Raw genomic sequence first — 15,880 nt, 5'->3', positions numbered from 1 at the left:
TCAAAATCTAAAATTTAAAATTTCTAACAGTGCAAGAAAAATATATCGACGAAACGAAACAAGGCGAAGCTTTCGCCATCGCAGAAAAACCGACTAATTCTAAAAAACTCTTTTTAGAAAGCTACGGTTGTCAAATGAACTTTTCAGATTCTGAGATCGTGGCTTCCATTCTGAATGAGCAAGGCTATAACACGACTCAAATTGTAGAAGAAGCGGATTTGATTCTTCTCAACACCTGCTCGATCCGCGAAAAAGCAGAACAAACCGTAAGAATGCGTCTTTCTCAGTTCAAAAATTTAAAGAAAGACAAACCCAACTTAACCGTTGGTGTTTTAGGTTGTATGGCGGAACGTTTGAAAACCAAATTTTTAGAGGAAGAACAACTCGTAGATTTGGTCGTTGGTCCCGATGCTTACAGAGATTTACCGAATCTATTAAAAGAAACCGATGACGGTAGAGATGCGATCAACGTTATTCTTTCCAAAGAAGAAACGTACGCAGACATTAATCCGGTTCGTCTCGGCGGAAACGGCGTTACAGCTTTCGTTACCATCACTCGTGGTTGCGATAATATGTGTACTTTTTGCGTAGTTCCGTTTACAAGAGGTCGTGAAAGAAGTCGAGATCCACACTCAATCATCGAGGAATGTAAAGATCTTTGGAATAATGGTTACAAAGAAATTACACTTTTGGGACAAAACGTAGATTCCTACCTTTGGTATGGAGGTGGACCGAAAAAAGATTTTGCAAAAGCATCTGAAATGCAAAAACTCACCGCAGTCAATTTTGCTCAATTACTTGATATGGTAGCAGTTGCGATTCCAAAAATGCGCATTCGTTTTTCTACAAATAATCCGCACGAAATGACTGAAGAGGTTTTCCGGATGATTGCAAAACACGATAATATTTGCAAATATGTACATCTTCCTGTGCAAAGTGGAAGCGACCGGATTCTTCAGTTAATGAACCGACAGCATAACCGACAGGAATATTTAGACCTCATCAAAAAAGGAAAAGAAATCGTTCCAGAAATCTCATTTTCACAAGATATGATTATCGGATTTTGCACAGAAACCGAAGAAGATCATCAGCAAACGATGAGTTTAATGCGGGAAGTCGAATACGACTATGGCTACATGTTTTCTTATTCTGAGCGACCAGGAACGCCGGCTCACAAAAAAATGGAAGATGATATTTCCGCCGAAGTTAAACAAAGAAGATTAGCGGAAGTAATCGCATTACAAGGCGAACTTTCCCGAAAAAGAATGCAAGGTTATGTGGGAAGAACCCACGAAGTTTTAATTGAAGGAACCTCGCGCAAAAACGAAAACCAGTGGAAAGGAAGAAATTCCCAAAATGCAGTTTGCGTTTTCGATAAATTAGAAGGACAGAAATTAGGCGACATTGTGTCTGTTTTTGTTCACGGAAATACGCAGGGAACGCTTTTGGGGGAAACGGTTTAGTACTTTAACAAAGTTTTTACGAAGGAAAAATATCTTTGTCAAAGTTTAAAAAATTTTAATATAATTTTTATGAAACGAATAATCCTTTTCATATTTTTATTCTTTTCAATTTCATTTTTTTTCGGGCAAATGAATCCTGAAAAATGGAAAGAAGACATTAATTTTTTGAGAGAAAATTTATCAAAAAAACATTACAATCTTTTCTTTAAAAGAGATAAAGTGTTATTTGATAGAGATTTAGATAATCTTATTTCGCAATCGGGCAAATTTTCTGATCTAGAAATCGCATTAAAATTACAGCAAATTATTGCAAAACAAGGAGATTCTCATACTAATGCAGATTATGGAAAATTGATGATTAGTAATACAAAACTTCCTATTAAAACTTATTGGTTTGCTGATGGATTGTATGTCATTAAAACCACAAAAGAGTATGAAGATTTATTAGGTAAAAAAATTATTTCTATTAATAATTATTCTCTGAAACAATTTTCTGATAGCCTTTCTACAATTTTCGTCCGAGAAAATCAAGCAATTGTAAAAAAGACAATTCCAAATCTTATTGTTCAAACTCAACTTTTAAAGTTTTTTGGATTCGAAAAAAATCAAAAATATACCCTTCAATGTTCAGACAATCACAACATTAAAGAAAAAGAACTCATTCCTGAGAATTTTCTCAAAACAAGTCAAATTTCTGTAAAACCAAAAAACATTTCATTTCTATGGAAAAACGAAAATAAATACTTCACAGGAAATTATTTTTTAAAAGATAAAACATACTACATACTTTATAATAAATGTGTAAGTAAAGAGTCTCCAAGCATTTTTACAGGAAAACCAGAAGCAGAAAAGCTACCTTCCTTTTTAGAATTTCAAGATAAGATTTTAGAAGATTTGAAAAATTTAAAAATCGAGAAAGTTATTTTTGATATGAGATTAAACGGTGGAGGAAGTTCACCACAAGGAACAAAACTTATTAATGAAATTTTAAAACTTCCCGAAATTAATAAAAAGGGGAAACTATTTGTAATTACTGGTAGAAATACTTTTTCTTCGGCAATTATTAATACTATGGATTTTAAAAATTCTAATGCGATTTTTGTGGGAGAAGAAACTGCTGGAAAACCCAATCATTTTGGAGAAGTTAGAGGTTTTACGCTTCCAAATTCTGGAATAGAAATTTCATATTCAACCAAATATTTTAATCAATATAAAAATGATGATTCTACGATAAAACCAGATTTTATGATAGAAGAATCTTTTGAAAATTTTATGAATGGCATTGACCCCGTTTTTGAATTTGTGAAAAATTACAAAAAAACATAAAATGAATAATCTACAATCTTTAGAATTATTTCAAAATATTTCTGCATTATTAGAAAATGCCAGAAAAAGAGTTGCAGTTGCTGTAAACCAAGCGATGGTTCTTACGTATTTTGAAATCGGGAGAATGATTGTAGAAGACGAACAAAATGGCGAAAACAGAGCAGAATACGGAAAAGAGCTATTAAAAGATTTGTCTTTGCATCTAACAGAAAGATTCGGAAGAGGCTTCTCTGTTGAAAATTTAGATAGAATGAGGTTTTTTTATAAAACTTATTCTGAACAGAATTCGTCAACAGTGTTGACGAATTCTAAAAACCAAATTTCGTCAACAGTGTCTACGGAATTACAAAATACAGAAAAACAAATCGTTGAAAAAAAACAGACGCTATCTGATCTTTTTAAAATTTCACAAACACCGCCTGTTAATTTCAATCTCTCTTGGTCGCATTATCTTAAATTAATGAGAATAAAAGACCAAAACGAAAGAAAGTTCTACGAAATTGAAAGTTTCAAAAACAATTGGAGTTTACGAGAATTACAACGCCAATACGATTCTGCATTGTACTCAAGACTGTCTTTAAGTAAAAATAAAGAAGAAATTCTTCAACTTTCCGAAAAGGGACAAATTTTGGAGAAACCAAAAGATTTAATCAAAGATCCTTATATTTTAGAATTTCTCGGTTTGCCCGAAAAATCAAACTATTCTGAAAACGATTTAGAAAGCGGTTTAATTGATAAATTAGAGCATTTTCTTTTGGAATTAGGAACGGGTTTTACCTTTGTAGCAAGACAAAACCGAATTACGTTTGATGAAAAACACTTCAAAATAGATTTGGTTTTTTACAACAGAATTCTGAAATGTTTTGTTTTAATTGATCTGAAAATCGGAGAATTAAAACATCAAGATATTGGACAAATGCAAATGTATGTGAATTATTATGACCGAGAAGTTCGTTTGGAAGACGAAAATAAAACCATCGGAATCATTCTTTCCCAAGACGAAAGCGAATCTTTGGTAAAATACACGTTACCAGAAGATAACGAACAGATTTTTGCAAGCAAATATTTAACGATTTTGCCAAGCAAAGAAGATTTTATTAAAATTTTAGAAGAGCATTAAAAAAACAGGATGACAAAATTTTTATATTTATTATTTATTTTACCTCTATTTTTCTCTTGCCAAAGCGAAAAAACCATCAGTAAATATCCTGCTCATGTTGGAGACATTCAGTTTGATGAAAAAGTAGATGATGCTAATTTTAAAAAATGTTTTGTAAATCCTTTTTCATTTCAATATTATAATTTCGATGGATTTCAGTATAAAGGAGAAAAATTAGAAATAGAAAAAAAATTAGAAAGACTAAATTTAAAAAGTGACAAAAATCCAAATGGATACATTACCATTCGTTTTATAGTGAATTGCGAAGGAAAACCAGGAATGTACAGAATTCAGCAAATGAATGAAAATTATAAAGCAACAGTGTTTGACAAAACATTTACTAATCAGCTTCTAGAATTCACCAAAAGTTTAAATGAATGGATTCCGAAAGAATATTTAGGAATAAAAATAAATTATTATCAATATTTAACCTTTAAAATAAAAGATGGAAAAATTTCCGAAATACTTCCTTAGCATCTTTATTCTGGTTATTTATACCAATTTGCAGGCACAAGTAAATTGTAATTCAATTGAAGGCGAAAACTGCAAAAAAGCATGTGAAATTTTTAATCACGATTCTGGTTCTCAAGGATCGCAACAATCTCAAGAAAATCTTGACAAAGCGATCGTCTTATGTCCTAGTTTTTCTGATGCCTACATGGAAAAATCTGTTCCTTATTTAAAAAGAGGCGACTTTGTAACTTGGAAAAAGCTCATCGACAAAGCAGTAGAACTAGATCCCGCAAATCAGCTCGGATATAGAGGTTGGTGCAAACTTCAGTTTCTGAGAGATTATGAAGGTGCAATTGAAGATTTTGATCAATTAGAAAAATACAGACCTGAAAATTTGGGCTATTCTAAAAACGGAAACTATAATTTATATGTCGCAAAAGCGATTTGTTATAGTGCTTTGAACCAAAAAGAAAAAGCCATTAAGATTTTGGAAAATCTTTTTAAGACTAAAAATTACAATTTTGGACTTTACGATTATTACCAACTTGGAGTTACTTATTTTGAATTAACTCAATACGACAAAGCCTTAGAAAACTTCGAGAAACAAAGCAAAATTTATGACTTTGCAGAAAATATTTATTTTAAAAGTAAAGTTGCAAAAATTAGAAATAAGGATTATTTGGATTTAAAGAATTTGGCTTTAAATACTTATGATGAAGGAAAGTATATGAAAGATGCTTACACGCATCATTTTAACAAAGTGTACAGAACACAAATCGCAGAACTGTAAACTTTTAGTGCATCAAAAAAATATTTTTTACCTCAAAAGCGACAAAAGAAATGATTTGAAAAAGAATATCAAAAAGTTGCAAAACGTAAACAATTTATTTTGCATTCTTTTGATTTAACTTATGATGCAATTAAAACTTTTGATTCCTTTGCGGTTAAAAAAGATTTTGAACTAAAACTTTTTCAATTTTAATAACACAATTTTTCAGAATTAATAACTTTTAAACCTGAAACTTTAAACCAAATTATGACAGACTTACAATCCATAAAAACACGCTTCGGAATTATCGGAAATTATCCGGTGCTCAATCGTGCATTGCAAAAAGCAATTCAGGTCGCGCCAACCGATATTTCGGTTTTGGTAATGGGCGAAAGTGGTGTGGGAAAAGAATTTATTCCTAAAATAATCCACGGTGAATCCCGCAGAAAACATCAACCGTATATTGTAGTGAACTGTGGCGCAATACCGGAAGGAACCATTGATTCAGAACTTTTCGGCCACGAAAAAGGCGCTTTTACCGGCGCAACCTCCACGAGAAAAGGATATTTTGAAGTGGCCGATGGTGGTACCATTTTTCTTGATGAAGTGGGCGAATTGCCTTTGCAAACTCAGGTTCGTTTACTACGAGTTTTAGAAAGCGGCGAGTTTATGAAAGTCGGCTCCTCGCAAATTCAAAAAACAAATGTGAGAATTGTAGCAGCAACCAACGTAAATATGTTGAATGCAATCAATGACGGAAGATTTCGCGAAGATTTATATTACAGACTAAATACGGTACAAATCGACATGCCCGCTTTGCGCGAAAGAAAAGGCGATATTCACTTGCTTTTTAGAAAATTTGCGATCGATTTTGCCGAAAAATACAGAATGCCAGAAATGGTTTTGACCAATGATGCCATTAATTATTTAGAAAATTACCCTTTCCCGGGAAATGTGCGCCAGCTTCGAAATTTGGTAGAACAAATGACCGTTGTGGAACAAGATAGAACCGTAAACTCTGTGAAATTAGGGGAATACATTCCGATGCAGACTCAACTCCCTGCAGTGATTCAGAAAGGAGGCGGAATGTCTTCGTCTGACTTTAATTCTGAAAGAGAAATCATGTACAAGATTCTTTTCGACATGAGAAATGACCTTAATGATTTAAAATCCTTAACTTCGGAATTGATAAAAAATCGGGAAAACAGTGATTTTAGCCATCAGGAAAAAAATCTCATTAACCGCGTATTCACCCCAGAAAATCAAGCGCCGAATCCTGGTTCGATGCTCTATTTTGAAAACCAAAACCAATATCAAAACCCCACAATTATTACAGAAACCAGTGATAATTACGACGAAGTAGAAGATATTGAAATTGAAGAGACAAAACCCGACTCTCTTTCCCTTCAAAATAACGAAAGAGAATTGATTGTAAAAGCCTTAGAAAAACACAAAGGCAGAAGAAACAAAGCCGCCGATGAACTGGGAATATCTCAAAGAACGCTCTACAGAAAAATAAAACAATATAATTTAGAAGAATAAATGAAACTTCAATATTCAAAATTCATCATTCAAAATTTGAACAGATTAAAAATCTTTTCACTTTTTTCTTGCTTCTTTTTTCTAACAAATTGTTACAGTTTTACAGGATCTTCTTTGAGTCCAGAAACGAAAACTATCCAGATTAAAGATTTTCCCAATAATTCTGCGCTGATGAACCCTAGTCTTGCGCAACAATTTTCTACGGATATTCAAAATAGATTTCTGCAAAGAACCACTTTGAAAGGCTCTACAGAAAAACCAGATATTTTAATCGAAGGTGAAATTACCGATTATACCATCACACCAACTACCATTTCCACCGCAGTAAATGCTCCCGGCGGAAATATTCAGGCGGCACAAAATAAATTAACCATCACTGTAAAAGTGCATTACGAAAACAAAATAGAGCCTGATAAAAGCTTCGACAAAACGTACTCGGACGAAGCCGTTTTTAGCAGCGATCTAGACATTAACACCATCGAAACAACACAGGTGAAAGTGGTGAACGAGAGAATCATCAATAAAATTTTTAATGATATTGTAGCTAACTGGTAAAATGAACGCAAGAATTTTAGAATTAATCAACAACCCCGAAATCATTCAAAATCAAGATTTAGATTTGCTCAACGGTGAGTTAAAGAAACATCCTTATTTACAGAATATTCGAGCAATACACTTGTTGGGAACCCACAAATTTGAGAGCGAAAATTACCAGAAAGAACTTTCTGTAACTGCCGCATATACCACTGATAAAAAGATTCTTTATCAATTTATCAATAAAAAAACACCGCTCAATCCGCTCATAGAGGAAGTTGAAAAGGAACCAGCCGAACCTGAGTTCCAAGAAGAGTTGTCGGTACCAAAACCTTATAATGAGGTAACCATTGTTGAAAAACCCACTGCAAAACCTGTTTTTGTTGAAGGCAATCTCAACCGAATCTTATTTGAAGGAGAGGAAGATTTTCTGGAAAGAGAAAATGATACGATAGACATTCAATCTACCATAGAATCAGGAAAAATAGTCACTGAAAATCTCAGTATAAAGAAAGAAAAAATTCCTGATCAGATCGAAGAACCTGCATTAACAGAAACAGAAGATGCAGAAAATTTCGCACCTGAAACCGTAGTCAATGAACCTGTGATTTCCGTGGAGGAACCTGTAATAGAAGATTTATCTACAATAAGTTTTCATGGTTCGGAAGAATTTCTACCTGATGTTCAAATTAAGACAACAAATTTTGAAGAAAAATACACCGCGCCAGAACCGCAATGGAGTAAACAGGAATTAGAAATGCAGCGTCTAATTGCAGACGTTGAAGCAAAAGTGAAAGCTTCAAAAAAAGAAAAAGTATCTGAAACAGAACCAATTCACAACCATGACCTCAATTTTTCTGAAAACCAAAAACTAGACGCTGATTCTACACCTAAAGAAATGACTCCGGTAAAAGCAGTAGAAACTTCATCAGATCTTGAGATACAAGAGGAAGTAAAATCAGACGAGAAAGCATTAATGGAAGAAAAAACTAGTGAAGTTGCTATTGAAAAAGAAGAACTTGTTTGGAAACCCATGCAGTTTTCGGGAAATACTCCAGATTCATTACTGAATCAAAAAAATCAGGGAAAAGCCGAAGAAAAAAGTGCAATTGTAAAAAACAGTACTGAAGAAAAAATACAACCTGAATTAAAAGTTGAAGAGGAGGAATCTGAAGAAAGACCGGTGTTAAATGTTTCATTTTTAACTCAAAAAGTTTCATCAATCGCGCCTGTAAAACTGGAAAATGAGGGAGAAGAAATTCAAAAAACAGAACCAATAATCCAAGACAGCAATATCCCTACCTTCATCAATACTTGGCAAACTTGGTTAAAAATTGAGCGAAAAGAAGAAATAACAGAGGAAAATCCTATTATTTCCAAAGAAGAAATTAAAAACACGGTTATTGAAAAATTCATCGAGAAAGAGCCGAAAATTTCTAAACTCAAAGATGAATCTGATTTTGTAGTGAAAGAAAAAGGATCAAATATTTCACACTTGATGACAGAAACTTTAGCCAATCTTTATGTAGAACAGAAACTCTACGCGAAGGCTATTAAAGCTTATGAAACGTTAGCAGAAAAACATCCGCATAAAGAAGAAATATTCAAAGATAAAATCAACGAAATAAAGGAACTGCGAAAAAACCCATAAACCTGCTCGGATTCTATTTACTCTAAATGTTTTCGGTCAATAGCTTCCACCGAAATCGTTTTTGTATTTTTATCAGTATTAAAATTCCGGAATTTTCGCAAAAGTTTTCGTCCAAAAACAAATACGGCGATAAGTAAAAGAACCGCGACAACAAAGGCAATTACGGGAGTGGCAAGTGCTAAGAATGACATCAAGCCAGCTCCTGCGGTTTCAGTAGTTGCGACGACTGAATTTCCAAATCCACCTGTAGTAGCTGTAGAAGCAGCGCGGGTTCCGGCAAACCCCGAACTGATCGCAGCAGCAGTTCCTCCTCCTGCAATTAATGCTAAAGCCCACTGAGGAAAAGTACCAAGTTCTGTAAATTGACTCGCAAACATCACCGAACCTGCAACGGTTGCCAAAGGAATCGAAATGGTATCTAAAAGATGATCAACAAAAGGAATGTAGTAAGCCAAAATTTCAACAATCATGGCGATTCCAGTTGCAATAAGTGTTGGTAAACCAGACAGCCATTGAAAATTTTCATTTTGTGGAATCCATCCCATGTAAGATGCCAAACTTACGGCAAACATGGGTAAAAAAATTCTAAAACCTGTTGCAGCAGCCAATCCTATACCGATAAACGCACTGATCAAGTAAGGCAAAAAAGGAATATTGTCTAACATTTGAGATAAGTTTTAAGTTCTTTGAATTCCAAATTTACAAAAACGGAATAGGATTTTGCCATTTTATTTTATTGATTCACAAAGCTTTAAAAAATTTTTCTCCACGACACTAAAATGGGCGGGTTTTTCTGTAGAAACCCAGAAAAGCATCGACAAAGAATTGGCTCCAAATTTTTCTACAAAAAGATCCTTATTGAGCCGATAACATTCCCGCAAGAGTCTTTTAATTCTATTGCGGTGAACTGCTTTTTTAAAATGTCTTTTAGAAACCGAAACCCCCACTTTCTGTTGCAAAAAAGAGAAGTCATCATGAGGTTTTTTATCTAAATTAAGAGTGATAATCCTCAAATTGTCACAAGTTTTCCATTTGCCTTTTTCAAAAAGCAAACCGATTTCTTTTTTATGTTTCAATTTCTCCTCTTTCGGAAGTTTGAAATCACTCATCTTTTTCGATTAAAAAATTAATAACTTCTGCAGCCGCGTACAGCCCAAAAATAGCAGGAATATAACTTATCGTCCCGTAATAAGATCTCTTATAATTTGCTCCATCAGTCATTTCTAAACTTTCTTCTTTTTGAATTTCGTTCGAAAAAACACAACGAATTCCTTTGTCAATTTTCTCTTTTTTAAGTCGTTTTCGAACTTGTTTTGCGAGGAAACAATTGTAGGTTTTACTGATATCGCGCACCATCACTTTTGCCGGATTTATTTTTCCGCCTGCACCCATGCAGCTTACAATTTTTATTTTTCTTCTCTTTGCCATTAGCAACAATGTTACCTTTGGCGTCACACTGTCGATACAGTCTAAAATATAATTAAATTCTTGAGAATCAATAACTTCTTCCATCTTTTCTGGGCTAAGAAATTCGTTGATTTTAACTAATTCTAATTTAGGATTGATATCTAAAAGTCGATCTGCCACAACTTCTACTTTCGACTTTCCGATCGTGGAATGAAGCGCAGGAAGTTGTCGATTAATATTGGTAATATCTACAGTATCGCCATCAACAATCGTCATTTTACCAACCCCAGATCTTGCCAAAAATTCTGCTGCGAAAGATCCAACACCACCCAAACCAACAATGAGCAGATTCGCATTCTGAAGTTTTTCAATGCCGTTTTCCTTAATGAGAAGCTCTGTTCTTTCAAGCCAATTTTTCTGCATTTTATATTGAAATTTGTATATTTTGAAGATTCTGTTTTACTATTTTCAGCAATTCCTCCGGTTCAATGTTTTTTAGTGAAGCCACTTTTTGGTACAATTCAACAATTTGAAAGTCGGCGGAATCAGTCTCCAAAAACAATCGATCCAGTGGAAATTCTTTTAAAAATTCCTGCAAATTTACATTATACAAAACTGATTTTCCAAAACTTAAATAGAAATCGTTTTTTAGTAAATCATCACCAATGGTTTTTCTTTTATTAAAACCGTGCACAATCATCGGAACTTTAGACAATTTTCGAAAATGAATTAAGCGTGAAAACCTTCGTACGCAATGAATAATTAAAGGTTTTTTTATTTCGTTCGCAAGGTAAACCTGCCTTTCAAAAACTTCTTCCTGGAGTTTTTCTTCAACATCAACCAAACCATCCAATCCGCATTCTCCAATTGCAACACAATTACTTAGCTTAGAAATTTCCTTTAACCAAAGAAATTCATCTTCCACAGCAAGAGAAATTGAATGAGGATGAATTCCTGCTGAAAAAATACTTTCTGGCAATTCATCATTAAATTTTAAATTAAAAATACCACATTCCTTCTCGAAATTGTGGTGGTGAAAATCAAAAAAATTCATTCTCAAAAATACCGAAAAATGTAACCATTTGATAAAATAGGAACTTAAATTTTGTTAAAAATTTTGTTAACTTTACTCGAAATAAAACACGATGAAGAAGAAATTTTCAGAAAAACAGATTCATATTTTGGATGTGGCTGAGAAATTAATTGCAAAAAAAGGATTTGAAGGAACATCAATCCGTGACATTTCTACCGAGGCCAAAATTAATGTGGCCATGATTTCCTACTACTTTGGCTCCAAGGAAAAAATGATGTCGTATCTCTACCGATACCGCGTTCAGAAAACGAGAGAAAGTTTTGCGGAATTCGCCGAAATCATCAAAGAAGGAAAACCAGAAATGCAGATGAAGGAATTGGTAAAATATGTAGTGAATCAGTTATTTAAATACAATTATTTTCACGGTTTCGTAACACAGGAACTTCGCCATACCGAACATTTAAAAGACGATTTACTAGAATTCTATACGACTTTCACCAATAAAATAGATGATGTTATTAAAAAAGGAGTTGCCACTGGAGTTTTCACCAATGCTCCAAAACCAGAAGATGTACTGACCTTGATCGTAGGATCTTCCCTTTTTGTCATCCGAAACAAAAATTTTTACGAATTATACGTTTCGGGTAAGGAAGAAAATTATTTGCTGGAAGCAGAAAAAAAAATCCAAGCAAATCTTTTGATCACCGTTTTTTCCGTAATTGGTTATCAAGCCTACTAAAAAAGCTGCTTTTTTTGAAATCATCAATATTTACCGTTAAAATATTAGTTAAATAATCATAAAAGAAAATCTATTGATAAAAAAATGATATTTTTGCAAACTTAACCGCAGAAATCATTTAAAATTATTTTCTGCTATAATAGATTTATGAAAAAACATTTGATAGTACTTCTTGCCTTTTTCGCAATGACTGCTTGTAACAGACAGCAAGGTTTAGCGATGAAAAGCGCAGATAAAGATTTTATCCTGAAAGTTGCCAACGAAAAATTCGAAAAGAAAAAATGGACCGATGCATTAGCTCTTTACGAAAGATTATCTAATTTGGTTGCAGGAACCGATGATGCACCCAATGTAGTGTACAATTCGGCATACGCAAACTATTACGATAAAAACTATAAATTGGCAGGACATCAGTTCAAAAATTTCGCTGTTACTTTCCCGCAGGATAAAAGAGCAGAAGATGCTTCGTACATGTCTGCACTATGTTTTTATGAAGGTTCAATGGATTATAATCTCGATCAAACCAATACGGATTTGGCGATCAACGAACTTCAAAATTTCCTTAACGCGTACCCAAATTCGGAAAAATCTAAAAACATCAATGAACTCATCGATGAACTGACTTATAAATTAGAATTCAAAGCGTACGAAAACGCAAAACAATACTACAAAATTGCAGATTATAAAGCTGCAAATGTCGCTTTCGACAATGTTTTAAATGATTTTCCAAGCACCAAACTGCGTTCAAAAATCTATGACTACATTTTGAAATCTAGATATGAACTTGCCTTGAACTCCGTCTACGATTTGAAAAAGGATCGTATTGAAAATGCTTTATCCTTTGCAAAACAAGCTGAACGCGAAATGCCAAACACCGATATTGCAAAAACAGCATCGGATTTAAAAACAAAATTGCTGAAAGCAAAAGAAGATTTCTTGGTTTTAGAGAAAAAAGTTGATGAACGTAAAAAAGAGCTTTTTGATAAACAAAAAACTGAAGAAGCGCGAATTAATGCAGAGAAAGATCTGAAAAACGCAGAAAAAAATAGCGAGCAGATCAAACGAGATAGTGCAGCTCAAGCAACACCATCTCCTGCTGCGACTTTCAAAATCCAAAAATAACCCGTATATTTGCAAACTTATTAAATAATAATTACCTGAAAATGAGCGTAAAAGATTCTAAAGCCGAATTAAGTACAATAACTTACGACAAAGATAAAATCGAAGAAAAAGTGGGCTCTATCTATGAAGCCATCGTAATTATGGGGAAAAGAGCGGAGCAGATTAATGCAGAAATTCGCACCGAACTCCACAGTAAATTAGATGAATTTGCTGTGCATAATTCAACCCTAGAAGAAGTTTTCGAAAACAGAGAACAAATAGAAATCTCCAAACATTACGAAAAACTTCCGAAACCTACTTCCATCGCAATCAGAGAATGGTTAGATGGTGATATCTATTTTAGAAACACAGACGAAAGAAACTAAAATTTTGGTTTTTTCGAAACACGATAAAAGTCACAAAAGATTTATGCTTTTGTGACTTTTGTTTTCTCTGAACTCAAAATCGGTTGCATTTAGTCTTCTATTCTATTTCTAAAAAATTAAGTAAATTCGTTTCTCCATAAAGGGTATCACAATGAACATTCAAGGAAAAAAAATTCTCATCTGCGTTTCTGGCGGAATTGCCGCTTACAAAATCAATTACCTGATCCGGAATTTGATTAAAAAAGGAGCGGAAGTTCAAATTTTAATGACGCCTTCAGCTGAACATTTTGTGTCAAAACTGACGCTTTCTACCCTTTCAAAAAAACCAGTTTTTTCTGAATTTTATTCTGAAAATGGAACCTGGAATAATCATGTTGAATTTGCACTTTGGGCAGATTTAATCGTAGTTGCTCCTTGTACTGCAAATACTTTGTCTAAAATGGTTCATGGGATTTGCGACAATTTAGTCATCGCCACTTATCTATCGGCAAAATGCCCAATTTTTATTGTCCCTGCGATGGATTTGGATATGTATCAACATCCTTCTACCCGACAAAATTTAGAAATGGCTGAAGATTTCGGGCATTTTATCATTCCCGCAGAAGACGGCGAATTAGCAAGCGGATTATCCGGACAAGGTCGAATGGCAGAACCTGAAACGATCGCCGAAAAAATAGAAGCATTTTTTAATGCAGCATCCCAACCAAAAAGTTGGACCGGAAAAACAGTTTTAATTACAGCCGGACCAACTTATGAAGCGCTCGATCCTGTAAGGTTTATCGGAAATCATTCTTCCGGAAAAATGGGTTTTTCCTTAGCAGAAGCCGCCGCAAATCGTGGTGCAAAAGTAATTTTGATTTCTGGGCCAAGTTCGCAAACAACGAATCACCAAAACATAGAAATTCATCATGTGATTTCTGCTAAAGAAATGTTCGCCGAAGTTTTCAAATATTACGAAAATTGTGATATCGCGATTGCAAGTGCAGCAGTTGCAGATTATGCTCCGAAAGAAGTTGCCTTGGAAAAAATCAAAAAAAATGACGAATCCTTAACAATCGAATTGGTTAAAAATCCAGATATTCTCAAAACAATGGGCGAAAGAAAAAACCATCAATTTCTTGTAGGATTTGCTCTCGAAACTCAACATGAAGAAGAAAACGCAAAAACAAAACTGGAGAAGAAAAACCTGGATATGATTGTTCTCAATTCCTTGCGAGACACAGGAGCTGGCTTCAAAAGCGATACCAACAAAATTAAAATTATTACCAAAACCGAAGTAAAAGAATTTAATTTAAAATCTAAAAATGAGGTTGCTGAAGATATTTTAAACTTCGCTGAAGAACAGATTCTAAAATAATATCCCTAAATTTCCGTTTTCAAATTTTACATGGAACATGAAGAAACTTTTTACAATATTCCTCCTTATTTTTACTTTTCAACTAAGCTTCTCTCAAGAGCTTTTGGCAAATGTTCAAATCAACGCGCAGCAACTCGGTGGAAGCAATACGCAGGTTTATAAAACGCTAGAAAAAAACCTACGGGATTTCATCAACAATACAAGTTGGACCGGAAAAAAACTACAGAATTTAGAAAAAATCAAGTGCAATTTTTCGATTATTATCACTGAAAAAACAGGGAACAGCAGCTTTAAATCAAGCATTGTTGTACAGGCAGTTCGACCGGTTTTCAACACAGCCTATGAAACGCCACTTTTAAACCTAAACGACAACAAATTTTCATTCGATTACACAGAAAATGAAAATCTCGTTTTCAATGAAAGACAATTTTCTGGTAAGAATTTAATTGATGTCATTAGTTTTTATGTTTATACCATTTTGGGTTACGATGGCGACAGCTTCAAAGTAAAAGGAGGACAACCGTGGTTCGAAAAAGCACAGAAAATTTTAAACAATTCTCAAAATCAAAATTTCGAAGGATGGTCTTTAATCGAAGGACCTAAAACAAGAGCCGCTTTAGTCGATAACATTTTGAAACCGGAACAAAACACGCTCCGAAGCCTCTATTACACCTATCATCGTGCAGGTTTAGACAATCTCGGAAAAGCTGATCAGTCAGCAGGAAAAAAAATTATTGCAGATGCCGTTTTACAACTGAAAGAGTACGAAAATAATTTTCAGATGAATTATCCTGTGAATGTATTTATCGATACCAAAAAACAGGAAATTTTCGACATTTTCAACATCGGGAACAACGCCAATGTCAACATGGCTGATTTGAAATCCTTGCTGATCATTTTATCTCCAAAGGATATCGATGGCAAATGGAATAAGTGGAAATAGATTGATTTCTGTTTAAA

General features: G+C 33.9%; 17 protein-coding genes. 13 read left to right on the top strand and 4 right to left on the bottom strand.

All coding sequences use genetic code 11. The annotated features are described in order from the left end of the window. Positions 1-29 precede the first annotated feature (29 nt). From miaB to BW932_RS05290, 8 genes are all read left to right on the top strand, one after another. Positions 30-1,463 carry a tRNA (N6-isopentenyl adenosine(37)-C2)-methylthiotransferase MiaB gene (gene miaB, locus BW932_RS05325; protein ID WP_076386128.1) on the top strand — a complete coding sequence of 478 codons (1,434 nt, stop codon included), beginning with the start codon at positions 30-32 and terminating at the stop codon, positions 1,461-1,463. Positions 1,464-1,532: 69 nt separating this feature from the next. Next, complete coding sequence (locus BW932_RS05320; protein WP_143745507.1) at positions 1,533-2,789, top strand: S41 family peptidase; 1,257 nt, start codon at positions 1,533-1,535, stop codon at positions 2,787-2,789. A gap of 1 nt (position 2,790) precedes the next feature. After that, on the top strand, positions 2,791-3,909 hold the full coding sequence (locus tag BW932_RS05315) for a PDDEXK nuclease domain-containing protein (RefSeq protein ID WP_076386124.1): 1,119 nt from the start codon (positions 2,791-2,793) through the stop codon (positions 3,907-3,909). 9 nt (positions 3,910-3,918) lie between these two features. After that, complete coding sequence (locus BW932_RS05310; RefSeq protein WP_076386122.1) at positions 3,919-4,422, top strand: hypothetical protein; 504 nt, start codon at positions 3,919-3,921, stop codon at positions 4,420-4,422. Then, positions 4,394-5,191: a tetratricopeptide repeat protein gene (locus tag BW932_RS05305; protein WP_076386120.1), complete on the top strand. Its 798-nt coding sequence runs from the start codon at positions 4,394-4,396 to the stop codon at positions 5,189-5,191. Before BW932_RS05310 ends, BW932_RS05305 begins: the two co-directional genes overlap by 29 nt. 246 nt (positions 5,192-5,437) lie before the next feature. After that, on the top strand, positions 5,438-6,712 hold the full coding sequence (locus BW932_RS05300) for a sigma-54 interaction domain-containing protein (protein ID WP_076386118.1): 1,275 nt from the start codon (positions 5,438-5,440) through the stop codon (positions 6,710-6,712). Beyond that, positions 6,713-7,267 carry an LptE family protein gene (locus BW932_RS05295; RefSeq protein WP_084566451.1) on the top strand — a complete coding sequence of 185 codons (555 nt, stop codon included), beginning with the start codon at positions 6,713-6,715 and terminating at the stop codon, positions 7,265-7,267. It abuts the gene before it with no gap. A gap of 1 nt (position 7,268) precedes the next feature. Then, positions 7,269-8,897 carry a hypothetical protein gene (locus tag BW932_RS05290; protein WP_076386116.1) on the top strand — a complete coding sequence of 543 codons (1,629 nt, stop codon included), beginning with the start codon at positions 7,269-7,271 and terminating at the stop codon, positions 8,895-8,897. Positions 8,898-8,914: 17 nt separating this feature from the next. On the opposite strand, the gene BW932_RS05285 is transcribed toward BW932_RS05290, so the two are convergent. The 4 genes from BW932_RS05285 to BW932_RS05270 form a co-directional block, all read right to left on the bottom strand. After that, complete coding sequence (locus tag BW932_RS05285) at positions 8,915-9,562, bottom strand: DUF4126 domain-containing protein (RefSeq protein WP_076386114.1); 648 nt, start codon at positions 9,560-9,562, stop codon at positions 8,915-8,917. 63 nt (positions 9,563-9,625) lie between these two features. Continuing rightward, positions 9,626-10,006 (bottom strand): ribonuclease P protein component, encoded by a 381-nt coding sequence (gene rnpA, locus BW932_RS05280; RefSeq protein WP_076386112.1) that lies wholly within the window; start codon positions 10,004-10,006, stop codon positions 9,626-9,628. Further along, positions 9,999-10,727 (bottom strand): tRNA threonylcarbamoyladenosine dehydratase, encoded by a 729-nt coding sequence (locus BW932_RS05275; protein ID WP_076386110.1) that lies wholly within the window; start codon positions 10,725-10,727, stop codon positions 9,999-10,001. Before BW932_RS05275 ends, rnpA begins: the two co-directional genes overlap by 8 nt. 1 nt (position 10,728) lies before the next feature. After that, positions 10,729-11,358 carry a TatD family hydrolase gene (locus tag BW932_RS05270; protein WP_076386108.1) on the bottom strand — a complete coding sequence of 210 codons (630 nt, stop codon included), beginning with the start codon at positions 11,356-11,358 and terminating at the stop codon, positions 10,729-10,731. Positions 11,359-11,449: 91 nt separating this feature from the next. Here BW932_RS05270 and BW932_RS05265 point away from each other — a divergent pair, with 91 nt between their 5' ends. The 5 genes from BW932_RS05265 to porD all read left to right on the top strand — a co-directional run bounded on the left by BW932_RS05265 (position 11,450) and on the right by porD (position 15,863). Further along, the gene (locus BW932_RS05265; protein ID WP_076386107.1) at positions 11,450-12,076 is read left to right on the top strand and encodes a TetR/AcrR family transcriptional regulator; all 627 of its coding nucleotides are present in this window, start codon (positions 11,450-11,452) and stop codon (positions 12,074-12,076) included. Positions 12,077-12,223: 147 nt separating this feature from the next. Beyond that, positions 12,224-13,198 carry an outer membrane protein assembly factor BamD gene (locus tag BW932_RS05260; protein WP_076386105.1) on the top strand — a complete coding sequence of 325 codons (975 nt, stop codon included), beginning with the start codon at positions 12,224-12,226 and terminating at the stop codon, positions 13,196-13,198. A gap of 41 nt (positions 13,199-13,239) precedes the next feature. After that, positions 13,240-13,563 (top strand): DNA-directed RNA polymerase subunit omega, encoded by a 324-nt coding sequence (locus tag BW932_RS05255; RefSeq protein ID WP_076386103.1) that lies wholly within the window; start codon positions 13,240-13,242, stop codon positions 13,561-13,563. A 151-nt stretch (positions 13,564-13,714) separates the two neighbouring features. After that, on the top strand, positions 13,715-14,920 hold the full coding sequence (coaBC, locus tag BW932_RS05250) for a bifunctional phosphopantothenoylcysteine decarboxylase/phosphopantothenate--cysteine ligase CoaBC (protein ID WP_076386101.1): 1,206 nt from the start codon (positions 13,715-13,717) through the stop codon (positions 14,918-14,920). Between the two features lie 37 nt (positions 14,921-14,957). Next, the gene (gene porD, locus BW932_RS05245; RefSeq protein WP_076386099.1) at positions 14,958-15,863 is read left to right on the top strand and encodes a type IX secretion system protein PorD; all 906 of its coding nucleotides are present in this window, start codon (positions 14,958-14,960) and stop codon (positions 15,861-15,863) included. The last annotated feature ends 17 nt before the right edge of the window (positions 15,864-15,880 follow it).

This window comes from Kaistella chaponensis (assembly GCF_900156725.1).
Lineage (GTDB): Bacteria > Bacteroidota > Bacteroidia > Flavobacteriales > Weeksellaceae > Kaistella > Kaistella chaponensis.
Note: the sequence above shows the minus strand (reverse complement) of the source record. Positions and strands in the feature narration are given on the sequence as shown.